General features: G+C 66.9%; 16 protein-coding genes. 9 read left to right on the top strand and 7 right to left on the bottom strand.

Annotated elements, in window-relative coordinates:
• The first annotated feature begins 132 nt into the window (after positions 1–132).
• From A7D17_RS13840 to A7D17_RS13805, 8 genes are all read left to right on the top strand, one after another.
• Positions 133–2,001, top strand: coding sequence for an ATP-binding protein (locus A7D17_RS13840; RefSeq protein ID WP_064509774.1), 1,869 nt, complete (start codon positions 133–135; stop codon positions 1,999–2,001).
• Positions 2,002–2,023: 22 nt separating this feature from the next.
• Complete coding sequence (locus A7D17_RS13835) at positions 2,024–4,348, top strand: tetratricopeptide repeat protein (protein ID WP_064509615.1); 2,325 nt, start codon at positions 2,024–2,026, stop codon at positions 4,346–4,348.
• An 802-nt stretch (positions 4,349–5,150) separates the two neighbouring features.
• Positions 5,151–5,993, top strand: a complete 843-nt coding sequence (locus A7D17_RS13830) for an STAS domain-containing protein (protein WP_064509614.1) — start codon at positions 5,151–5,153, stop codon at positions 5,991–5,993.
• 1 nt (position 5,994) lies between these two features.
• Positions 5,995–6,357, top strand: coding sequence for an STAS domain-containing protein (locus tag A7D17_RS13825; RefSeq protein WP_064509613.1), 363 nt, complete (start codon positions 5,995–5,997; stop codon positions 6,355–6,357).
• Positions 6,354–6,749, top strand: a complete 396-nt coding sequence (locus A7D17_RS13820; protein WP_064509612.1) for an ATP-binding protein — start codon at positions 6,354–6,356, stop codon at positions 6,747–6,749. Before A7D17_RS13825 ends, A7D17_RS13820 begins: the two co-directional genes overlap by 4 nt.
• Positions 6,740–7,750 (top strand): ATP-binding protein, encoded by a 1,011-nt coding sequence (locus tag A7D17_RS13815; RefSeq protein ID WP_064509611.1) that lies wholly within the window; start codon positions 6,740–6,742, stop codon positions 7,748–7,750. Before A7D17_RS13820 ends, A7D17_RS13815 begins: the two co-directional genes overlap by 10 nt.
• Positions 7,747–8,622 (top strand): sensor histidine kinase, encoded by an 876-nt coding sequence (locus A7D17_RS13810; protein WP_064509610.1) that lies wholly within the window; start codon positions 7,747–7,749, stop codon positions 8,620–8,622. Before A7D17_RS13815 ends, A7D17_RS13810 begins: the two co-directional genes overlap by 4 nt.
• The gene (locus tag A7D17_RS13805) at positions 8,612–10,567 is read left to right on the top strand and encodes a response regulator (protein WP_064509609.1); all 1,956 of its coding nucleotides are present in this window, start codon (positions 8,612–8,614) and stop codon (positions 10,565–10,567) included. Before A7D17_RS13810 ends, A7D17_RS13805 begins: the two co-directional genes overlap by 11 nt.
• 472 nt (positions 10,568–11,039) lie before the next feature.
• Here A7D17_RS13805 and A7D17_RS13800 read toward each other — a convergent pair whose 3' ends face one another.
• Positions 11,040–12,689 carry a glycoside hydrolase family 43 protein gene (locus A7D17_RS13800; protein ID WP_064509773.1) on the bottom strand — a complete coding sequence of 550 codons (1,650 nt, stop codon included), beginning with the start codon at positions 12,687–12,689 and terminating at the stop codon, positions 11,040–11,042.
• Between the two features lie 280 nt (positions 12,690–12,969).
• Here A7D17_RS13800 and A7D17_RS13795 point away from each other — a divergent pair, with 280 nt between their 5' ends.
• On the top strand, positions 12,970–15,336 hold the full coding sequence (locus A7D17_RS13795; RefSeq protein WP_064509608.1) for a TonB-dependent receptor: 2,367 nt from the start codon (positions 12,970–12,972) through the stop codon (positions 15,334–15,336).
• Positions 15,337–15,432: 96 nt separating this feature from the next.
• Here the strand turns inward: A7D17_RS13795 and trxC are convergent, their stop codons facing one another.
• The 6 genes from trxC to A7D17_RS13765 all read right to left on the bottom strand — a co-directional run bounded on the left by trxC (position 15,433) and on the right by A7D17_RS13765 (position 22,462).
• Positions 15,433–15,879 (bottom strand): thioredoxin TrxC, encoded by a 447-nt coding sequence (gene trxC / locus A7D17_RS13790; protein WP_064509607.1) that lies wholly within the window; start codon positions 15,877–15,879, stop codon positions 15,433–15,435.
• A gap of 166 nt (positions 15,880–16,045) precedes the next feature.
• On the bottom strand, positions 16,046–16,411 hold the full coding sequence (locus A7D17_RS13785; protein WP_064509606.1) for a DUF1428 domain-containing protein: 366 nt from the start codon (positions 16,409–16,411) through the stop codon (positions 16,046–16,048).
• 360 nt (positions 16,412–16,771) lie between these two features.
• Entirely contained in the window at positions 16,772–17,896 is a 1,125-nt protein-coding gene (locus A7D17_RS13780; RefSeq protein WP_064509605.1) for a hybrid sensor histidine kinase/response regulator, read from the bottom strand.
• Positions 17,893–18,477: a chemotaxis protein CheB gene (locus tag A7D17_RS13775; protein WP_064509604.1), complete on the bottom strand. Its 585-nt coding sequence runs from the start codon at positions 18,475–18,477 to the stop codon at positions 17,893–17,895. Before A7D17_RS13775 ends, A7D17_RS13780 begins: the two co-directional genes overlap by 4 nt.
• Complete coding sequence (locus A7D17_RS13770) at positions 18,474–19,322, bottom strand: CheR family methyltransferase (protein WP_193395343.1); 849 nt, start codon at positions 19,320–19,322, stop codon at positions 18,474–18,476. Before A7D17_RS13770 ends, A7D17_RS13775 begins: the two co-directional genes overlap by 4 nt.
• The gene (locus tag A7D17_RS13765) at positions 19,298–22,462 is read right to left on the bottom strand and encodes a response regulator (RefSeq protein ID WP_064509602.1); all 3,165 of its coding nucleotides are present in this window, start codon (positions 22,460–22,462) and stop codon (positions 19,298–19,300) included. The genes A7D17_RS13770 and A7D17_RS13765 overlap by 25 nt, the downstream gene beginning before the upstream one ends.
• Between the last annotated feature and the right edge of the window lie 6 nt (positions 22,463–22,468).

Genomic DNA, 22,468 nt, shown 5'->3' with positions numbered 1-22,468 from the left:
CACGCAACGTAGGGCAGGAGCCCAAGTGAGACGTGCGTGCAAGATGGCTTGCGGCTATCCTTGCCGGCTCGCACTGCCACTCAGGAGGCGCGTCCGAGGATGGGCGTGGCCGCCAAGGAAACGACGACGATCATGCAAGATCCTATCTCCGAGGCGACGGACGCCTCACAGATCCGCCGCGCAGGCGTCGACCTCAATGGATTGATGTCCGTCCTGAGCAAGCATCTGTATTCCACGCCGGTGGTCGCATTGCGCGAGCTGGTGCAGAACGCGCACGACTCGATCCTGCGGCGCCGCCTGGAACAGCCGCAGTGGCAGGGGGAATCGCGCATCCACGTGCAGGCCGATCCGGCACAAGGGGTCGTGCGCATCGTCGATACCGGCGCCGGGCTCACCCAGCAGGAAATCCATGATTACCTGGCCACCGTGGGCGTGGGCTATACCCGCGGGCTGCGCCAGGGTGGGCACGAAGACAGCGGGCTGATCGGCATGTTCGGGCTGGGCTTCCTGTCGGCCTTCGTGCTGGCACGCCGTGTCACCGTGCGTACCACGTCCTACCAGACGCCGACCCTGGGCCATTGCTACATCTCCAGCAATGCCGAGCACTACACGGTGAGCCCGATACCGGCACGTGCGCAGGTGGGCACCGAGGTGGTGCTGGAGCTGCACGACCAATACCTGGCATTGGCGCAGGACGGGCGCCTGCACGAGATCCTGGCGCGCTATTGCGCCTTGTTGCGCGAGCCGATCTGGGTTGGCGCCAATACGCAGCCGATCAATCCCGAATCGCCGCCGTGGCGCACCCATGACGCGGTGCCGCTGCATCCGGTACAGGCCTGGCGCCGGCAGCGCGAGTTCGCTGCGCGCTTCGAGCGCAACTTCGAACCCTTGTGCTGCATGCCGGTACGTGCGGACGAGGGGAGCGATGCGGTGGGCCTGTTGTGGGTGCAGGACGGTGCCACTTACGGCACCAGCGATAACCGCAATCTGTCGGTGTTTCTGCGCGGCATGCTGTTGGATGACAACGCGCGCGAATTGCTGCCGCCGTGGGCCGGTTTCATCGGCGGGGTGATCGAATCCAATCGCCTGACGCCGACGGCAAGCCGCGAGGACCTGCAGCGCGATGCGGTCTACAGCTCGGTGCAACATGCGCTGTCCGAGGCTCTGGTGCAGGGGCTGGCGGATGTGGCGCGGCAGCAGCCGGAGGCGTGGCGTCGCATCCTGCTGCGGCATAACGAGGCCTTGCTGGGCGCGGCACTGTGCGACGAGCGCCTGTTCGAATTGCTGCTGGAACATGTGCGGGTACCGACCTCGCAGGGCGACCTGCCGGCGCAGCAGTTGCCGGCGCGTGGCGCGGTGCACGTGATCCTGGACAGCGACAGCGGCTTCGAAGAGATGCTGTTCCGTGCCATGGGCGTGCCGGTGGCCTATGGCAACCGCTATGCGGTGGTGCCGTTCCTGCGCCGGTGGGCGCAGGCCAAGGGGGTGCGCCTGGTTGAGTTGGGAACCGAGCATGGCAACCGTCAGTTGTTCCATCTGGATCGTCTGCCGGCCGATGAACTGGCGTGGCTGGAACAGCACCTGGGCGATGGCGAAGCGCTGGTGCCGGCACGCTTCAGCCCTGCGGAATTGCCGCTGGTGGTGGTGCCTGATCGCGAGGCCGAGCTCAAGCGCCGGCTGGAACAGGACGAAAACGACAAGCGGGTGTCGACGGCTGCATTGCGGCTGGCGCGGCAGTTCACCGCGCGCATCGAAGCGCGTCAGACCCAGCGGCTGTATCTCAATCTGGACAACCCCGCGCTGCAGGCCTTGCTGGCCGCACAGCGCGATGGCAACCCGCAAGCCGAGGTCGCCGCGCGCTTGCTGCGCTCATTGAAGGTGATCGTCGCGGCACAGGGGCGCGCGCAACCGCAGCCCGGTGGCGCCGAATCGGGCGGGTCCGATCTCAACAAGGCCTTCGGCGATCTTGCCGAGGCCGTGAGCCAACTGCTGGCGCGCTGAGCGCCGCACCGAAGGACGTACGATGGAAATCTGGAACTGGGTGGAAAAACTGCAGGACGACCTGGGCGAAGCCGGGCAGCCGCAGAACGCGCAGCTGCTGACGCGCCTGACCGACCATATCTGCGACCTGCAGATCGAACGTGCCGAAGCCTTGCTGCCTGAGGCGCGTGCGCTGGGCAAGACGCTGGCCAATCCGTGGCTGGACGTGTTTGTCGGCCATTGGGAAATGCGCAACCGGGTCGGCAACCTGTGCGAAGGCGAACGCGCGCTGGGCGATGCGGTGGCGCTGTTCGAGCGGGCGCACCGTGCCGACGCAGTGGAATGCCCGCAGTCGGTCTGCGTCACCCAGGATCTTGCGGCGTGCTACGCCAACATCGATGGACCGGGCTGGGTGCAGGAGCGCATCGAGGTCTGCGATGAGACGTTGGGCCGTATCGACCCGAGCTGGTCGTGCTACCAGTGCCTGAGCTGCGAAAAGGCCGATGCCTTGCTCGACGATGGCCGCGGCGATGCGGCACTGAGCTATCTGGACCAGCAGTCGCACACCATCGTGGCCCACGGTGGCCAGATCTACGACGGCGTGCCGGACATGCGGATCTCGATCCTGCTGTCGCTGGGGCGCGCAGACGAGGCGCTGGCACTGATCGAACAGCGCGAGCGCGAGGCAGCGCGCGAGGGTGCAGAGTGGGCCAATTGCAGTCAGCCGCGCCGTCTGCAGAAAGCGCGTGCGCTGGCGCTGCTCAACCGCGACGACGAGGCCATGGACGCCTTGCTGCCCTGGCGCGAGGTGGCGCCACGCTATCGCCTGCACTGGTTGCGGGCAGTGGCGGTGCTGGTGACACGTGCGCCCGAACGTAATACCTGGGACCTGGGGAGCCGCGTCCAGCTGATGCTCGATCATTACGCGCAGGTGGGTGCACATCGCATTTTGATCGAGGCGGCGGAACTTGCGATCGATCTGGCCCTGCAACGGGGTGCGGTGTGGACGGCACGTCGGCATCTGGCGCTCGCCCGCGCGCACCTGCCCAAGTTGCGGCAGGACCGGGGTGCCACGCAGGCGCTCGACCGTTGGGGTGCCCGAATCGCGCCGGCGGCCACGGGCGAGGCGGCGCCGGTGCCGGCCGATCAACTGCTGGAATGGTTGAACGCGCAGGGCGAAGACGTGGTGCGCAACCCTGAGCGGGAGGCGCAGTGGTTGCTGCAGGCCGTGACCGAGCGTCCCGACGATGCGGAGCTGGTCGATACCGCGGCATCGGCCTTGAGCGCTTGCGCGGCGGACGAGCAGGCGATCGCGCTGCTGTGGGAATTCGTGCAGCGGCACGCCGACCGCGAAACCAGCCCGACCTTCCGGCTAATGAATTTGTTGCTGGGCCGTGGCGACGACGCCGGCGTGCGCAAGCTGGCGCAGCTCTATCGCCCGCAGGTACCGGTGGCCGCGCTGTGGTGCGAGGCGCAGCTTGCCCAGCGGCTGGCCGACTGGCCTGCGCTGGAACAGGCGTGCACGGCCTTGCTGGACTTGTCGCCCGGCTCGCACGGGGCGCGCGGGTTGCTGGCGCGCATGTATCTCAACACCGGGCGCTTTGCCGAGGCCGCCGAGGTCTACCGCACATTGATCGCGGTGATGGAGGAGCCACGCTCCGCGCACTGGGACCATATGACCGCCGCCAGCGCCGCACAGGACTGGGATGCGGTGCGGGCCTCGGCTGCGGCGATCGGCATGGAACTGAGCAGCACCAGCGGGGTTGTCGAGGAAGACTGGGGCTGGGTGATCGTGCGTTGCGTGGACGATGGCGAGGCAGCCGACTACTACGCGCGCCGCACCGGCCCGGTGACCGCACGCATCATCGAGAACGCGCCTGCGCACCGGCGCCAGCATGTCGGTGACTGGGTGGTGTTCGATGCGGACCTGCTGTATCCGGCGCCGGAAGATGAGGCCGAACGCGAGCGCTTCGTGCCGACGTATGCGCAGGTGCATGTGCTGGAGAGCGGCGGCTATGGCAGCAGCTGGCTGGTGGATGGCGTGCATCCGGGTGACGAGGTGGTCGAGGCCATGCGTGCGGACATGGAAACGCGCGGCTGGAAGATGTGGGTGCACAGTCGCGGCGACTACCGTGTCATGGATCCGGATCAGCCGGACGCCTTCGACCCGGACGATGCGACCTCGGGCCTGCCGGGCGTGCTGTTCACCGTGGCGCTCCCGGACAACGTGTCGCCGCAGGAATTGCATCGCGTCCTGCGCTGCACCACCTCGCGCTGGTCGCACCCGATGTGCTGGCTGCGCCTGGCCGAGGCCTGCGACCAGGATCCGCGCCCGCATCTGGAAGCGGTGGAGCGTTACGGGCTGTAAGACCGTGGTCCCTGGGGGGCGTGCAACTTGGATCGGCCAGGGTGGTGACGGGCGATTGAAGCGTCAGGGCGGCGGGCAGGGGGTGTCGTGCGCCCGCACTGCGTAGTCGCGCCTCCGCTGCCGGCTTGGCGCGGCTGTGCGCTGTTCCCGCACGTGCGGCCACGCGATGGCCTTGCACAGTGGGGCCACGATGCTCGGCAACCCGGCTGGTCCGTCGATCAGTTGCGCGCGCCGCAGCGCGCCGGCCAATGCGCGTACAACGCCGGCAGCTGCCAGGACAGACGTACCTCGCCCAGTGCCAGTGCTGCCTGCTATGGGCAATGCGGGTTGGCCAGGTACGCGCGGCCCACCGTCCCCCGCGCCAGGTGCCCGTCGGCGACCATGCGGTAGGCTTCACGCGGATCGTCGATGGTCCAGGACGAGGCCACCGGCAACTGCGCTCACAGCTGCCCTGCGTGGCGATCGGCGCCTGCAACGCCGGTTCCCCGGGAATCTGCGCAATGGACCTGCTGAAGCCCGTGCCGACATTCCTCCCGGTGGGTGTCACAGCTCGAACGGTGAGGGGGTTCAGAGCGGGCCCTTGTGGCGCATGTCCGCAGGCGTGGGCCGGCGCACGTTCGCCGTCGTCGCCGCAATGTCAAACTGCAGGAGCCTGCCGCCCATGACCGCTACAGGTTGGGTCGCTGGTTGCCGAAACTGAATTGCTTTACTCTGCTGCGCTTCGGCGTGGGGGCGCCGCGTCGATCCGGGCGCAGTCCAGCCCGCATGCCCAGCCTCTCTTTCTTTCTTGGCGGGTGATCTCATGGTGGCACTGCAGCAGCGCTCGATCGATGCGATTCGTGGCCAGGAGCCGGCCTTGTTGGCCGCCTGGCTTGCATCCAATGTCGGTCACGACGCACGCCTGTCCCGGCAGGAGCTGGAAACCCAGAGCGCGCAATTCCTGAATCTGCTGGTGGCGGCGTTGAAGGACGATGGCAGCAGCCTGGACAGCGCCGAGTGGAGCGAGGTACGCCGCTTCCTGGAAACCCTCTCGCGCGACCGCGCCACCCGCGGGTTCGATTCGCAGGAAACTGCCAACTTCATCTTCTCGCTCAAGCGCGTGTTGTTCGCGCTGGTGCAGCGCGAATACGCCAGTGCCCCGGACGAACTGGGCCAGCAGCTATGGGCACTGTCCGAGCTGCTCGACCGCCTCGGCCTGTACACCGTCAAGGCGTTCCAGAAGACCCGCGAAGACATCATCGTGCGCCAGCAGGAAGAAATGCTGGAGCTGTCCACGCCGGTGGTAAAGCTGTGGGAAGGGGTGCTGGCGCTGCCGATGATCGGTACGCTGGATTCGCAGCGTACCCAGGTGGTGATGGAATCGCTGCTGCAGCGCATCGTCGACACCGGCTCGGAGATCGCCATCATCGACATCACCGGCGTGCCCACCGTGGACACCCTGGTGGCGCAGCACCTGCTCAAGACCGTCACCGCGATCCGGCTGATGGGCGCCGATGCCATCATCAGCGGCGTGCGCCCGCAGATCGCGCAGACCATCGTGCATCTGGGGCTGGACCTGCAGGGCATCGTGACCAAGGCCAATCTGGCCGATGCGCTGGCCCTGGCGCTCAAGCGCACCGGTGTGACCGTGAGCAAGGCAGACTGACATGGAGCGCATCCCGATCCTGCGCATGGGTCACCTGCTGCTGGTCACCATCCAGGTGGATATGCACGACCAGCTGGCGCTGCAACTGCAGGAAGACCTGTCGGAAAAAATCAGCGCCACCTCCGCGCGCGGCGTGCTGATCGATATTTCTGCACTGGATATCGTCGATTCGTTCATCGGCCGCATGATCAGCACCATCTCCGGGCTGGCGGCGCTGATGGGCGCGCGGACCGTGGTGGTGGGCATGCAGCCGGCAGTGGCGATCACCCTGGTCGAACTGGGGCTGACCCTGCCGTCGGTGCGCACGGCGCTCGATGTCGAACGTGGCATGCGCCTGCTGCAACAACCCGACCCGCAGTCATGAGCGCCGGTTCGCAACCGGTCCGCACCGAGCAGGATGTGGTGCTGGCGCGGCAGACCGTGCGCAAGCTGGTGGTGCAATGCGGCTTGCGGCTGGTCGACCAGACCAAGCTGGTCACTGCGGCTAGCGAACTGGCGCGCAATACCGTGATCTACGGTGGTGGCGGCGACATGGACTGGGCGCTGGTCGAAAGCGGTATCCGCAAGGGCGTGCAGCTGACCTTTCGCGACGAAGGCCCGGGCATTGCGGACCTGGATCTGGCGCTCACCGACGGCTGGACCTCCGGCAGTGGCTTGGGGCTGGGCCTGTCCGGCAGCCGACGGCTGGTGGACGATTTCGTACTCGATAGTGCAGCCGGCAAGGGCACCCGTATCACCATCACCAAATGGAAGTGACGGTTGCCGGCGCGCTCACCCAGGTGATCCGCGTCGAGGAGTCCACCCAGGTGGGACAGGTGCGCCGCGACGCGGTGGCGCTGGCCCAGGCCTGCGGATTTGACGAAGACGCCTGCGGGCGCGTGGCACTGGTGGCCACCGAGCTGTGCACCAACCTGCTCAACCATGCCGGTGGCGGGCAGATGCAGTTGTGCAGCGTGGCCGGCCGCAACGGTCCTGGCGTCGAGTTGTGTTCGCTCGATCACGGCCCTGGCTTCGTCCTCGCCGACTGCCTGCCGGATGGCTATTCCACCGGCAGCACGCCGGGTAATGGACTGGGCGCCGTGCAGCGGCATGCCGCGCTGCTGGATGCGTATTCGGATGCGACCGGTGCGGTGGTACTGGCGCGCGTGTACGCCACGCAGGAGATGGCGGCGGACCTGCCCTATGGTGCGATCCGCCTGCCGTTGCACAGCGAAACCGTCTGCGGCGACGCCTGGCAGCTGTGCATCGATGCGCAGCGCGCCACCGTCACCGTGATCGATGGCCTGGGCCACGGGCCCGGCGCCGCCGATGCCGCCGATGCGGGTGCCCGCGCCGCCGCAGTGGCCAGCGGCGAGCCCGGCGAGCGTCTCGCACGGCTGCATGCCGCCATGTCCGGCACCCGTGGAGGCGCCGCGGCAGTGATGCAGTTCGACGGTGAAACCGGCCGGGTGCGCTTTGCCGGCGTGGGCAACATCGCCGCGACGCTGTGCGATGGCGACGGCGTGCGCGGCATGCCGTCGCATCCCGGCATCGTCGGCGTGCAGTTTCGCAAGGCGCAACCCTTCGACTTTCCACAGGCCGCCGGCAAGGTGTTGGTGATGCACAGCGACGGCCTGCAATCGCGTTGGAATCTGCGCGACCACCCGGGCGTGCTGTCGCGCCATCCACGCATCATTGCCGCGGTGCTGGCGCGCGATTACGCGCGCGGCCGCGACGATGCCTGCGTCTTCGTCATGCGCCTGGGAGGCCTGCAATGAACGCACCCGATGCAGTACCGGCCAGCGACTCGCTGGCCGAGCTGGAGGCCCTGCGCCAGCAGAACCAGGCCCTGCGCGAGGAGTTGGAAGAAACCAATCAGGGCGTGCTCGCCCTGTACGCCGAGCTCGACCAGCAGGCCGAGCAGTTGCGCGATGTATCCGAGCTCAAGAGCCGCTTCCTGTCGTACATGAGCCATGAATTCCGCACTCCGCTGGGCTCGATCCTGAGCATCACCCGGCTGCTGGAAGACGGCATGGACGGGCCGCTCAACGACGAGCAGCTCAAGCAGGTGCGCTTTGTCAGCGCCTCCACGCGCGAACTGAGCGAGATGGTGGACGATTTGCTGGACCTGGCCAAGATCGAGGCCGGGCGCATCACCATCTCGCCCGGCTGGTTCGACCTGATGGACCTGTTCGCCGCATTGCGCGGCATGTTCCGCCCGCTCACCGATGTCGGCACCACCACCTTGATCTTCGAAGATCCACCGGTGCTGCCGATGCTCTACACCGATGACAAGAAGCTGGCGCAGATCCTGCGCAACTTCATTTCCAACGCGCTCAAATTCACCCCGCAAGGCCATGTGCGCGTGCTGGCGCAGCTGGAAGACGAGCGCCATGTGCGCTTCAGCGTGCAGGACACCGGCATCGGCATCGCGCCGGAACTTCACGAAGCCTTGTTCGAGGATTTTGTACAGGTGGACTCGCCGTTGCAGAAGCGCCTGACCGGCACCGGGCTGGGCCTGTCGATCTGCAAGCGCTTCGCCGAACTGCTCGGCGGACGGGTCGGCATCAACAGCGTGGTGGGGCAGGGGTCGGAATTTTTCGTGGTGCTGCCGGTGACGCTGGCAGCGGAGAAGGCACTTGGGCAGTAAGCACCACATCCTGGTCGTGGACGACAATGCGGTGACGCGCTATTCGGTGCGGCGCGTGCTGGAGCACCATCAGTTCGTGGTCGAAGAAGCCGGCACCGGCACCGATGGCCTGGCCAAGCTGGCCGCGCAGTCGTTCGCTGCAGTGGTGCTGGACGTCAACCTGCCGGACATGAGCGGTTTCGATATCGTGCGCACGCTGCGCGCCGAGCCGCGCACCGCGTTATTGCCGGTGGTGCATGTCTCGGCCGCCTCGATCGCCACTGGCGACATGATCACCGGGCTGGATGCCGGCGCCGATGCGTACATGATCCATCCGGTGGACCCGAACGTGCTGGTCGCCACGCTGCGCACCTTGCTGCGCGCGCGCCACGCCGAGGAGGAACTGCGGGCCAGCGAGGCACGCTTTCGCGAGATATTCGAACACATCAGCGCACCGATCGCGGTGGTCGATGCGCGGCTGCACACGCACGAGGTCAATGCGGCGTTCCAGCGCCTGATCGGCAGCGTCAGCCCGGCCGAGGCGATCCAGGCCGCCGGGCTGGACCAGTCCGCGACCGTACACGCGCTGACCACCGCGCTGCAGCAGCGCGAACGTTGGAGCGGCGCCCTGACCGTGCTGCGCAATGGCCGGGCACGCGAAACCGAATGGCGGGTATCGCCGTACCGCGAGCCGGATCTGGGCTTGCTGATGGTCGAGGACGTGACCGAACAGCGCCTGCGCGAGCGCGAACAGCGCCAGGAACTGGACACCGCCACCACCGAGCTGGCGCACCAGATCGCCGAGCGGCAACGCACCGAAATCCAGCTGCTGCAGGCGCAGAAGATGGAAGCGCTGGGCAAGCTCACCGGTGGCATCGCGCACGACTTCAACAACCTGCTGACCAGCATCATTTCCGGCCTGGACATGATCCAGCTGGCAGTGGATTCCAACCGCATCGAGCGGGTGCCACGGCTGGCCGAGATCGCCACCGGCTCGGCGCACCGCGCGGCGGCATTGACCCAGCGCATGCTGGCGTTTGCGCGCAAGCAATCGCTGGATACCCAGCCGTTCGACGTCAACCTGCGCGTGCGTTCGCTGGAAGACATGCTGCGCCGGTCGATCGGCGAAAACATCGTGCTGGAACTGGAACTGGCCGACGCCACCCTGGTGGCGGTGGCCGATGCCAACCAGCTGGAAAACGTGGTGCTCAACCTGGTGATCAATGCCCGCGATGCGATGCAGGGCCAGGGCAGCATCCGCGTGCAGACCACCGCACACACCGCGCTCGACGATCCGGAGCTGGACGACGGCGAGTACGTGGCGGTGAAGGTGATCGACAACGGCAGCGGGATCGCGCCGGCCATCCTCAACCAGGTGTTCGAGCCGTTCTTCACCACCAAGCCCATCGGCGAAGGCACCGGCCTGGGGTTGTCGATGACCTACGGGTTTGCGCGTCAGTCCGGTGGCACCGCACGCATCACCAGCCAGGTGGGCGAGGGCACCACGGTGACGCTGCTGCTGCCGCGTGGGCTGACCGCCAGCGAGCTGCCACCGGCGCCGGCACCGAGTACGCCGCGCACGCACAATGCGCGCATCCTGCTGGTGGACGACACCGACGTGGTGCGCATGATGGTGAGCGAGGTACTCACCGATGCCGGCTATCTCGTGCTCGAAGCCGAGGACGCCAACGGCGCGTTGACCCATCTGCGCACCGAGGTGCCGATCGATCTGGTGGTGTCGGATGTCGGCCTGCCGGGCATGAACGGGCGCGACATGGCCGACCTGGCGCGGGTGTTGCGGCCGGGGCTGCCGATCCTGTTCATCACCGGCTACGCAGAAAACGCGATCACCCGGCAGGAGTTCCTGGCCGACGGCATGGCCCTGTTGCCCAAGCCCTTCAGCCTCAACGACCTGCTCAATACCGTCGGGCAAATGCTCGACAGCAGCGCGCTGGCGCGCGCGTAGCGGCCGCTGCGCCTGGCCGCAGCGACGGCTGGCTGCGAATCAGCCGCAATCACCAGGCCGCACGCGTGGCACAGGCGCAAGAGGGGGTGCCTGGAGCGGTGCGCGGCAGTGGCGCTGGTGGGTGATGCGGTAGTGGCGCTGGAGGGGGGCGTCCTTCGACATTGGTGGTGCGTGATGCTGCGATCACCAGCGGGCGTGAAATGCCGCGTGACGCCTGTTGCAGATGTTTCCTGTGTGCACGCGGAGCGAGGCCGTGCGTGCAGAGGCGCGCTACAGCGGCATGGCTCCGCCCCGCGGGCCTGGCCGAGGTCGCCGCGCGCGATGCGCTCGCGCGCGTGCGTTGCGTAGATCGCATTTCTCCGTGCACACCGGCAAGGCTGGTTTGCGATCGTCCTGATCGCTGATCGCTGATCGCTGATCCAATCCCCAACCCCCAATCTTCACATCAGTAGCTCGGCATGCGCGGCTGCGCTCAGCGCGAATACGCGTACGGCCCGAATGTGGCGCCCAGGAATCCGCCGGCGGTGTCGGTGCTCAGCACGCTGGCATCGCCGTGTTCCAGCAAGGTCTGCCACTGGCCGGTGCCGATGGCGTAATCCACATGCAGTCGCGCGGCATCCAGCGCGAAGCGCAGCTGCACCGGTTGCGTCGCGTCGGGCAGAGGTGCACGCGCCAGCTCCGTGCCGATGCCTGGGTCCTGCAGCCCGGCGCGGCGATACAGCACCACTGCGGCGCCCGCATCGTCGCGTACCAGCATCGCCGCCAGAAAGTGGCTTTCCTTGGCCACGATAGCCAGGCCGGCCTGCTCGCCGGGTGTCAGCGTGCTGCCATCCACCTGCGCAACGACAGTGGCGTGGTGATGCTGCAGGCGGTGCCCCAGGTACGCCGGCTGGCCACGGCCGAGATCGCCCAGCGCCACCTTCGACGGCGTGATGCGCAAGCCCTGCGGGCCAGGCAGGTACCACGGCTGGGTCGGCGGGTGGATGGTCATCCACTGCATCGGTACCCGCGCATCCTGGAAACGCTCGCTCCACTGCATCGGTCCGCTGGTGGGCAGGGCCTGCGTGCCAGTGGGCAAGGACGGACGGGTGGCGACCGGGGGCACCGCGCTGCCATGCGGCAGCACTACCGGCCAGCCGTCACGCCAGGTCACCGGCAACAGGAAGGTTTCCCGGCCCAGGTTGTACTGGTTGCCCTGGTACGGACGGGTGGCCAGGAATACCGCCCACCACGAGCCGTCCTTGAGCTCGACGAACTGCGCATGCCCGGCCGAGGTGATCGGTGCGCTGCGGCTTGGGTCCAGGTCGCGCTGGGTGAGCACCGGGTTGCCGCTCCAGGGCTCGTAGGGACCGGTGATCTGGCGGCTGCGGTAGATCATCTGCGCATGCTGCTCGCCGGTGCCGCCTTCGGCCGCGGTGAGGTAGTAATAGCCGTCGCGGCGGAACAGGTGCGGGCCTTCGATGTGTTCGGGATTGGTCGCGGGCTTGAAACCGGAATCCACGATCACCTGGCGCGTGCCGGTCAGTTTCATGCTGGCCAGATCCAGCCGCTGCAACCAGATCGCGCGGTGGCCGTCGTAGCGCAGCTTGCCGGCGGGCACGTCGTTGTTGACCAGCCAGGCGCTGCCGTCGTCGTCGAAGAACAGCGAGGGGTCGATGCCCTTGGCATCCAGCCACACCGGATCCGACCAGGGCCCGGCCGGGTCCTTGGCGGTGATCAGGAAGTTGCCGCCATCGCAATAGAAACAGGTGTTGGCGATGTAGAAGGTGCCGTCGTGGTGGCTGATGCTGGCGGCGAACAGGCCGCGGGTCAGTTCGTCGCGGCCGTAATCGATCTGGTCCGGCCGATCAATCGCGTTGCCGATCTGGGTCCAGTGCACCAGGTCGCTGCTCTTGAACACCGGCAGGCCAGGAAAATAGCCGAAGGTGGAGTTGACCAGGTAGAAGTCGTCGCCGACCCGGATCGCAGACGGGTCGGGATAAAAGCCGGCCAGCACCGGGTTGCGGTACCGGGCTTGGGTGGGCAGTGGCCCGCCGTCATCGCCCTGGTAGTCCACGCGGGTGACCAGCGCGCTGCCGGCATATGCCAGCTGGCAGCTCACGCTGGCCAGCATGCCCAACATCCATCCGATGCGTTTCAAGACCGCTTCCCCATGCGTTGTGCTGGCCCGGCGCCAGCCCCGCGGCAGCATGACACTTCGTGGCAGGACGGGGCGCGACGATGTGCCATCGCACCCCGGCATGACTGCCTGTACCACGGCCGCTGGGCGGGGGCGGTCGTGGCTGCCACTTCGCTGCAACATTGCTGACATATCGTGCGCGCGGCGCCATGCTGCGCCCCCTTCCGGCATGCCCATGCCGAACGGACTCATTCTCGCGTCACTCACCCAAGGACCCACCCGCATGTCGTTGTACTCGCCTGTCTCGCCGTCGCTGACGCCCGCTACCTTGCACGCCGTGCGAAGCCGCACCGCATTGCAGCGCACGCCGCTGGCACGCGCCTGCGCCGGCCTGTTGCTGGCTTCGATGGCCGCGGCCGCCGCGGCGCAGCAGGCGCCGACGACCCAGGGCGAGGGCAGCCCGACGGCACTGGATGCGGTGACCGTCACCGCCGAGCACCGCGAGCAGAACCTGCAGGAGGTTCCGGTGTCGGTGGGCGTGGTGCAGGGCGCGGCCATGCGCCAGTACACCGCTGGTGGCGACGACACCTTGCTGGCGCTGTCCGGCCGCGTGCCGGGCTTCTATGCCGAGACCACCACCGGGCGCATCTTCCCGCGCTTCTATATCCGCGGCCTGGGCAACATCGACTTCTATCTGGGCGCCTCGCAGCCGGTGTCCATCATCCAGGACGATGTGGTGCTGGAGCACGTGGTGCTCAAGTCCAACCCGGTCTACGACGTGGACCAGGTCGAAGTGCTGCGCGGCCCGCAGGGCACCTTGTTCGGTCGCAACACCACCGCCGGCATCGTCAAGTTCGACACCGTCAAGCCGGGCGACACCTATACCGGCCGCGTCGATGCCAGCTACGGCAGCTACAACACCGTATCGCTGGATGCCGGCTTCGGCGGCCCGATCAACGATGTGCTGTCGTTCCGCGTCTCGGCGTTGTACCAGCACCGCGACGACTGGGTGGACAACACCTTCGCCGGCAGCAGCGCCGATGGCACGCGTACCCCGCGCAAGGATGCGATGGGCGGCTACAACGACCGCAACGCGCGCCTGCAGGTGCTGTTGAAGCCCAACGACGCGTTCTCGTTGCTGGGCTCGGTGCACACGCGCGATTACGACGGCACCTCCACGCTGTTCCTGCGCAATGCGGTCACCCGCGGCAGCGACAAGGTGGACGTGCCGCGCGACCGCGTGGCCTACGACGAAGCCAACGACAATCCGCAGGCCTATAAGACCGATGGCGGCTCACTCAAGGCGATCTACGACTTCGGCGGCGTCTCGCTGACCTCGATCACCGCCTACGAAACCACCTCCGGCTACAGCCGTGGCGACACCGATGGCGGCGCGGCGGCCAACTATCCGGTCAACGGCGTGCCGAACGGGTTCGGCCAATCGATGGGGCAGATCCGGGACCTGGACCAGTACACCCAGGAACTGCGTCTGGCCAGCGAAGGCGACCAGGCACTGCAATGGCAGGTGGGCGCGTTCTATTTCGATGGCCGCGACACCACCGATTTCTATCAGCGTGCGTATTTCCTGCGCACCGCCGCGCGCAATCCCAACAACTGGGTGCGCCTGCGCAATACCAACACCTCGTGGGCCGGCTTCGGTCAGCTGAGCTACAAGGCCACCGACGCACTGACGCTGACCGCCGGCATCCGCCAGACCAAGGACACCAAGGAAACCCGCCTGCTCAAGACCGCCGATACCGCCGCCGGTGCGGTGACTTACCGCGGCCGGCGCGACGTGCGCCTGTCCGACACCCAGCCCAGCTGGGATCTGAGCGCGATGTATGAGATCAATCCCGAGCTGAGCGTGTATGCGCGTGTGGCGCGCGGTTTCCGTGGCCCCACCATCCAGGGCCGCAGCGCGGTGTTCAATTCCGATTTCACCACTGCCGATTCGGAAACCATCCTGTCCTGGGAAGCCGGCATCAAGAGCAGCCTGTTCGACAATCGCCTGCGTTTGAATGTCAGCGGCTTCACCTACACCGTCGATGACATCCAGCTCAACGGCAACGATTCGGACGGCAACGGCGTGCTGTTCAACGCCGACAAGGCCAAGGCCTACGGCCTGGAAGCGGATCTGGACTGGCGCCCGATTTCCAACCTGTCGCTCACTGCCGGCCTGAGCCTGCTGCACAGCGAAATCCACGACAAGCGCGTCTATGCACAGGCCTGCGCACTCAATGGCGTGGTGGTGTGCACGGTCAACGACCCCACCATCCGCGTCGGTGCCAACACCTTCGCTCAAATCGACGGCAACCCGCTGCCCAACGCGCCCAAGTACAACCTCAACCTGGCCGCGCGCTACGACATCCCGGTGGGTAACGATGGCGCGTTCTTCGTGTCCACCGACTGGAACAAGCAAGGCGAGACCAGCTTCGTGCTGTACGACTCCACCGAGTTCCGTGCCGACGGCAACTTCGAAGGCGGCCTCAAGCTTGGCTATACCGGCGGTTATGGTGCGTGGGAGGTGGCGGCATTCGCACGCAACATCACCAACGAAAAGAACGTCAAGGGTGTGATCGAAAACTATATGGCCGCGGTCTATAACGAACCGCGCATCGTGGGCGTGTCGGTGAACGTCAACTGGCAGTAACGCCTGCCTGTGGCAAGGCCGCGGCGCAGCCGTCGCGGCCTTGCCTGGTATGTCGGCCAAGCCAGCGGCGTGGATGCGCCGCTTGGCGTTCTCATCTCAGCCCTGGCTCAGGACCGAGCGCACCCAGCTGATGATCTGCGCGCTGCTCACCGCGCCGGAATGCCGGCCAATCTCGTGCCCGCCGCGCAGTACCAGCAGGGTGGGAATGCTGCGAATGCCAAAGCGCGTGCCCAGCGCCGGATGCAGGTCGGTGTCCACCTTAGCCAGCCGCACCTGCGGCTCCAGCGTGGCCGCAGCGGCGGCAAATTGCGGTGCCATGCTCAGGCACGGCCCGCACCACGGCGCCCAGAAATCCACCACCAGCGGCAGTTCGCTGCGCACGGCGTGCTTGTCGAAATCAACAGCCGACAGCGCCACCGGCGCGCCGAGAAACAACGGGCGATGGCAGTGGCCGCAATTGGGCGCATCGTGCAGACGCGCCCGCGCAATGCGGTTGATTGACACGCAGCTTGGGCAGGCAATCAGCAGCGGGGCGTCGGTCATGCAGAGTCTCCGGTGGTCGGGCAGGGCGTTCGCCTGGTTGCGCCACCTTGGCGGCGAACGCGGCGACAGGCCGCCAGTGTAGCCACCACGACGCGCGACAGCGGCGTCATGCTCCCAGCCGCACCGCACTGCATGGTGCGCTACGGCTGGAGCGCACGCCGCGTGTTCAGGCCGACTGCCCCAGCACCACGGTCGGAACAAAGCCGCCATAGATCATGCGTTTGCCGTCGAAGGGCATCGGGTTGACCGACGGGTCCATGCGCGGGTCCTCCATCATCTTGCGCATGCCTGCGTCGCGGGTGGCCTTGTCCGGCCATTCGATCCAGGAAAACACCACGGTTTCGTCCTCGGTGGCCTCGACCGCGCGATAGAAATCGGTCCATTGCCCCTGCTGGACATCGTCGCCCCAGCACTCCACCACGCGCAGCGCGCCGTATTCCATGATGACCGCATCGCCCATGCGGGCATGGGCGATAAACGCGTCCTTGTTGGCCGTGGGCACGGCAAGCACAAACCCATCGATATACGACATAACCATCTCCGCAGACTGGGTGCACGGCGTGCACCTGAGGATGACCAAGGGGTGTTGGTGCGGCCAAGAACGTGGAAAGCAGTGGGGGGACAGGAGCGTGCATCCAGCGCGCTTGCCACACGAGCATACGGCGCATGCGGCCGATCGGCACTGCTCGAGTTGGCTGTCACGTAGCGTGTGCCACGGGCAGCGCCTGTCGCGCTCGCTCGGCCGGCTGCAGGCAGCACGCGCAGGCTCGATTGGCCGATGACAGCGCCCAACTCCGCTGGTCGGGCAGGGATACCCATCGGCGGGGCGCCGCCCCTGCAGGATGCGGTCGGTATCCGCTGTGCGGTGCGGGTGCCGGAACCGCTGCGGCGGTCAGGCCGCCAGGTTGTGGCGGCGCAGCCGGGCTTCGAACACCACTTCGCCGTCTTCGTTGCGTGCCTGCAAGGTACCGCCATGTGCCTTGACGAACTGGTCGGCAATGAACAGCCCCAGTCCCAGTCCCTGGCTGGCATGGAAGCTGGCCTTGAACGGCTCGAACAGGCGCGGCATCAGGCTATCGGGGATATGCCCGGCATTGCGTACCGACAGCCGCAGGGTGTCGCGTTCGCGCCCGTCCAGATGCACCTGCACCGGATGCTGGCCGCCATGCAGCACGGCATTGCCGACCAGGTTGGACACCACCTGGGCCAACCGGTCGCCGTCGCCATCGCCGTGCAGGTCGCCCTCGGTGCGCAGGTCGATGGTGGTGTGCGGATTGGCCTGCGCCACCTCACCCACCACGCCGTGCGCCACCTCGCCGAAATTGCAGGGGGCGAACTGCATCGGCAACCCATCGGTGCGCAGGCGCGAGAAATCCAGCAACTGCTCGACCATGCGCGCCATGCGGCGCGCGCTGTTTTCCAGGTGGTCGAGCGTGCGTGCCGCCGAACCATCTGCCTCCACGTCCAGACTGAGCTTGTCGGCGCACAACAAAATCACCGACAACGGCGTGCGCAGGTCGTGGGTGAGTACCGCCATCATGGTTTCGTTGAGCGTGAGTGCACGTTCCAGCGAGGCGTTGCGTGCCTTGAGCAGGCGCCGCTGCTGGTACAACTCGATGAACACGTTGACCTTGCTCAGGATCACGTGCGGCTCGATGGGCTTGTGGAGGAAATCCACCGCGCCGGTCTCATAGCCCTGGAACGCGCGCATCGGGTCGTTCGGCGAAGCGGTCAGGAAAATGATCGGCACATGCCGGGTGCGCTGCGAGCCGCGCATCAGTTCGGCCAACGAAAATCCGTCCATCTCCGGCATGTGCACATCGAGCAGGGCCAGCGCCACGTCGTGCTCGAGCAGCAGCTCCAGCGCCTGCGCACCGGAGGCGGCGCACAGCACTTCGATGCCGTCGCGTTGCAATAGCGCTTCCATCGCCACCAGATTCTGCGGCACATCGTCCACGATCAGGATCTTGGCGGGTTCGTCGCCGGGCGCAGCAGGGCCGGTCGCGGTGAGGTTCATGGGTGAAAGGTTTCCAGTTCGCTGCAGATCGCCTGCAGGGTCAGCACCGCATCGGCGCCGGCGTGGGCAAGCGCGGAGGCGGGCATCAAGGGGGAGGCTGCATCGTCGGGCAGCTGGATCCAGGCCGTGCCGCCGGCGGCGCGCACGGCCGCCACGCCGGCGCTGCCATCGCTGCTGGCGCCAGTGAGCAGGATCGCCAGCAGGCGCTCGGCAAACACATCGGCGGCCGACTCGAACAAAGGGTCGATTGCCGGGCGCGAAAACAGCACCGGTGCATCCATCGACAACGCCAGGCTGTCGCGGCTTTCCACCAGCAGGTGGTAATCAGGCGGAGCGATGGTGACCGTGCCGGCCAGTAACGGCTGCTTGTCTTCGGCCTCGCGCACCGGCAGCGCGCAGCGCGCATCCATCAGTTCGGCCACATGGCTGGCGCGGTCGCGCGGCAGGTGCAGCACCACCAGCACGGGCATCGGCAGGGCGGCCGGCAGGCTGGACAACAGCGCCTGCAGCGCCGTGACCCCGCCGGCCGATGCCCCGATCACCACCGCGTCGAAGCGCGGCTGCACCGGCAGGGCGCTCATGCGGCCTTCCGATACAGGCGTTGTTCGCGCGCGCAGGTTTCAAACGCCTGCGCATGCGCACCGAACTGCAGCGATTCCTTGCTGCCCAGGCCCAGGAACCCGCGGTGCACCAGTGCCTCGAAGAACAGACCCACCGCGCGGTCCTGCAGGCTGCGGTTGAAATAGATCAGCACATTGCGACAGGACACCAGATGCACTTCCGAGAACACCGTGTCGGTGGCCAGGCTGTGATCGGCGAACACGATGTTGCGCTTCAGGCGACGGTCGAACACCGCGCCGTCGTAGGCGGTGGTGTAGTAATCCGACAACGAGCCCAGGCCACCGGCATCCAGATAATTGCGGCTGAACTGCGCAATCCGGTCGATACCGTAGGCACCGGCTTCGGCCATGGTGAGCGCCTCGGGATTGATGTCGGTGGCATAGATCACCGCTCTTTCCAGCAGGCCTTCCTCGTGCAGCAGGATCGCCAGCGACCAGACCTCTTCGCCGGTACTGCAGCCGGCCACCCATAGCTTGATCGACGGGTAGGTACGCAACACCGGCAGCGCATGCTCGCGCAGGACCCGGAAGTACGCCGGGTCGCGGAACATCTCCGACACCTGCACGGTGAAGAACTGCATCGCCTGCGCGAAGGTATCCGGCTCGTGCAGCAGGCGGTGCTGCAGGTCGGCCACGCGCGCGCACTCGAAGCGCGCCATCGCATGGCGCATGCGCCGGCGCAGCGACGACACCGCGTAATCGCGAAAATCGTAGTGATAGCGCTGGTAGACGGCCTCCAGCAGCACCCGCAATTCCAGGTCGAACAGTTCCACCGGGTTCATTATCGCGAGCACCAGACGCGGCACAGCGACACCAGCTTGTCCACGTCGATGGGCTTGGCGATGTAGTCGTTGGCGCCGGCTTCCAGGCAGCGTTCGCGGTCGTCGGCCATGGCCTTGGCGGTGAGCGCGATGATGGGCAGATCCTGCCATTGCCGATTGGCGCGGATCTGGCGCATCGCGGTCAGGCCATCCATCTCCGGCATCATGATGTCCATCAGCACCAAGTCCACGTCGCGCGTGGCCAGGCGCTCCAGCGCTTCGCGTCCGTTGCGGGCGATTTCCAGCGTCACGCCCAGTGGCTCAAGCACGCTGGACAGCGCGAAGATATTGCGCACATCGTCTTCGGCCAGCAGCACGGTGGCGCCGTCGAGCACCGCATCGCGGCGACGCGCCTCGCGCAGCAGGCGTTGCTGATCGCTCGGCAGCGAGGCTTCCACGCTGTGCAGGAACAGCGTTACTTCGTCGAGCAGGCGCTCGGGCGAGCGCACGCCCTTGATGATGATGCTCTTGGAATAGCGGCGCAGCCGCTGTTCTTCGTCGCGCGTCAGCGCGCGGCCGGTGTAGACGATCACCGGCGGGAAGGCCACTGCATCATTGCCGGCCATGCGTTCGAGCAGGTCGTAGCCGCTGCCGTCCGGCAGTGCCAGGTCGGTGACCATGCAATCGAAGGTGGAGCCGGCCAGTTGCTCCATCGCTTCGGCAATCGTGCCCACGGCCACGATCTCCAATTGGTCGCGTGCCAGCAGCAGCTGCAGATTGGCACGCAAGGCGCTGTCGTCCTCGACGATCAGCAGGCGTCGCACTGCACGTTCGTTGGTTTCTTCCAGCTGGCGGATGGCACCGGCCAGCAGGTCGCGTGTGGCCGGCTTGATCAGATAGCCCACCGCGCCCAGTTCCAGTGCAATCTGGCTGCGTTCCAGTGCGGACACCACATGCACCGGGATATGGCGGGTGGCGGGGTCGCGCTTGAGGCGTTCGAGCACGCTCAGGCCGGAGGCATCCGGCAGGCCGATGTCCAGCAGGATGCCGCTGGGGCGCAGTTCGGCAGCCAGGCGCAATGCCTCTTCGGCACTGGGCGCCACCACGCAGTCGAAGTCCAGTTCATGCGCCAGATCGACCAGCGCCTGCGCAAAGCGGGTGTCGTCTTCCACCGCCAGGATCAGGCGGCCCGGCCGCAACCGCTGATCGCGATCGTCCAGCGCAGGCTGCAGTGGCGCGGCGCCGGCGGCGGGAATCGGCAACGGCGGCGTGAGCGCGGGGGTACTGGCGTTGCCAAACTGCGCTGCACTCGCCAGGCCCGCGTACGGGCGTTGCGCAGACCCGGCTGCCGATGCTGGTGCAGTGGCAGCAAGGTCGGTGTCAGGAGTGGTGACGCCTTCTGCCGGTGCACCGTCGGTGGGCAGCTCAAGCGTGAAGCAGCTGCCGCGTCCTGGCTCGCTGTCCACGCGGATGCTGCCGCCCATGCGTTGCGCCAGATCGCGCGAGATCGACAGCCCCAGGCCGGTGCCGCCATAGCGCCGCCGTGTGCTGCCGTCTGCCTGCCGGAATGCTTCGAAAATCACCTCGGTCTGCTCGCGCGCAATGCCGATGCCGGTGTCTTCCACCTTGAACAGCACCCGCCCGGCGGTATGCGCCTGGATCGACAGACGCACCTTGCCGTGCTCGGTGAACTTGACCGCGTTGGCCAGCAGGTTCTTGAGGATTTGCTGCAGGCGCTGGTTGTCGACCACCAGCTGGCTGGGGGCGCCGACCTCGGCTTCGATCTCCAGGGTCAGGCCCTTCTGCCGCGCCAGCGGTTCGAAGGTGGCGCGCAGCCGCTGCACGATGCTGCCGGTGTCCACGGTTTCATCGGCCAGCTCCACATGCCCGGCCTCGATCTTGGACAGGTCCAGGATGTCGTTGATCAGCGCCAGCAGGTCGTTGTTGGAGGACAGGATCGCCTGTGCGTATTTCACCTGTTCGGCGCTGAGCGTGCCGTCCTTGTTGTCGGCCAGCAGCTTGGCCAGGATCAGCGCGCTGTTGAGCGGTGTGCGCAACTCGTGCGACATGTTGGCCAGGAACTCGGACTTGTAGCGCGAGGCGGTCGCCAACTCATTGCCATTGCGCACCAGCTGGTTCTGCGCAACCAGCAAGGCCTGCTTCTGCGCTTCCAGCGCCTGAGTGCGCTCTTCCAGCTGCACGTTGATCTGTTCCAGCTCGGCCTGCTGCTGCTCCAGATCGCTCTGCGACTGCTGCAGGCTGCGGCTTTGTTCTTCCAGTTCTTCGTTGGCAACGCGCAGTTCTTCCTGCTGCGTCTGCAGTTCCTCGCTCTGGCGCTGGGTTTCTTCCAGCAGGGCCACCAACTGCGCGCGCAGCAGCGCGGTGCGCAAGGCCAGGCCGATGTTTTCGCCACAGCGTGTCAGCAGGTCTTCCTCGCGTGTGGCGGCCGGGCGCGCATCGCTGACACGACCCAGCTCCAGCAGGCCGATCACCCGCCCATCGGCGGTGACCGGGGCCAGCAACAGTTCCTGGCAGGCGCTCTGGCCCAGACCGGAGGCGATCTGCAGATGCCCGGCATCCACGCCGCGCACCCGGCGCACCGCTGCCCGCTGCAATACCTCGCCCCATTGGCCGGCAGTGGTTGGCAGCGAGGCCGGCATGTCCACCGGCAGCGCCGCGCCGCCGGTCAGCCGCAGGCGATCGCCTTCGATGCGATACAAGGCCCCGACCTGCGCATCCAGCGTCTCGCACAGGGCGCGCACCGCGGCATCGGCCAGGTCTTGTGGACTCTGGTCGCCACGCAGGCTGGCTTCCACGGTGTTTTCGGCCTGCTGCAGCCACAGCGCCACTTCGGCCTGGCGCCGCGCCCGAATCGCCTGCGTCACCACCAGCGCCATCGCCAGGAACGACACGCCGCCGATGCTGCGATTGATCGACGAGAAGCTCGAATTGGTGCTCGGTGGCGCCAGATGAAAGCCGGTTGCCAGCAGCACGCACGACAGCACGCCGACCACGATGGGAACCTGCGGGCGGTTCTGGAACACGGTGACGCCAACGGCCATGAAGTAGGTCAGCCACACGGCATAGCCGAGCGGCGTCACCAGCTCTGCGCCCAATGTCCCTGCCATCAAGGCCCCCGCGCACACCCAGATCCAGCGGTCGCGTGTGGTCGGGATGTTCTGCATGAGGCG

The organism is Xanthomonas floridensis (genome assembly GCF_001642575.1).
Taxonomy (GTDB): domain Bacteria; phylum Pseudomonadota; class Gammaproteobacteria; order Xanthomonadales; family Xanthomonadaceae; genus Xanthomonas; species Xanthomonas floridensis.
Note: the sequence above shows the minus strand (reverse complement) of the source record. Positions and strands in the feature narration are given on the sequence as shown.

Coding starts and splice junctions, on each gene's coding strand:
- A7D17_RS13810 (WP_064509610.1), top strand. CDS start 7,747: ATGAACGCACCCGATGCAGTACCGGCCAGCGACTCGCTGGCCGAGCTG.
- A7D17_RS13800 (WP_064509773.1), bottom strand. CDS start 12,689: ATGTTGGGCATGCTGGCCAGCGTGAGCTGCCAGCTGGCATATGCCGGC.
- A7D17_RS13825 (WP_064509613.1), top strand. CDS start 5,995: ATGGAGCGCATCCCGATCCTGCGCATGGGTCACCTGCTGCTGGTCACC.
- A7D17_RS13775 (WP_064509604.1), bottom strand. CDS start 18,477: ATGAGCGCCCTGCCGGTGCAGCCGCGCTTCGACGCGGTGGTGATCGGG.
- A7D17_RS13820 (WP_064509612.1), top strand. CDS start 6,354: ATGAGCGCCGGTTCGCAACCGGTCCGCACCGAGCAGGATGTGGTGCTG.
- A7D17_RS13840 (WP_064509774.1), top strand. CDS start 133: ATGCAAGATCCTATCTCCGAGGCGACGGACGCCTCACAGATCCGCCGC.
- A7D17_RS13795 (WP_064509608.1), top strand. CDS start 12,970: ATGTCGTTGTACTCGCCTGTCTCGCCGTCGCTGACGCCCGCTACCTTG.
- A7D17_RS13765 (WP_064509602.1), bottom strand. CDS start 22,462: ATGCAGAACATCCCGACCACACGCGACCGCTGGATCTGGGTGTGCGCG.
- A7D17_RS13830 (WP_064509614.1), top strand. CDS start 5,151: ATGGTGGCACTGCAGCAGCGCTCGATCGATGCGATTCGTGGCCAGGAG.
- A7D17_RS13835 (WP_064509615.1), top strand. CDS start 2,024: ATGGAAATCTGGAACTGGGTGGAAAAACTGCAGGACGACCTGGGCGAA.
- trxC (WP_064509607.1), bottom strand. CDS start 15,879: ATGACCGACGCCCCGCTGCTGATTGCCTGCCCAAGCTGCGTGTCAATC.
- A7D17_RS13815 (WP_064509611.1), top strand. CDS start 6,740: ATGGAAGTGACGGTTGCCGGCGCGCTCACCCAGGTGATCCGCGTCGAG.
- A7D17_RS13780 (WP_064509605.1), bottom strand. CDS start 17,896: ATGAACCTCACCGCGACCGGCCCTGCTGCGCCCGGCGACGAACCCGCC.
- A7D17_RS13785 (WP_064509606.1), bottom strand. CDS start 16,411: ATGTCGTATATCGATGGGTTTGTGCTTGCCGTGCCCACGGCCAACAAG.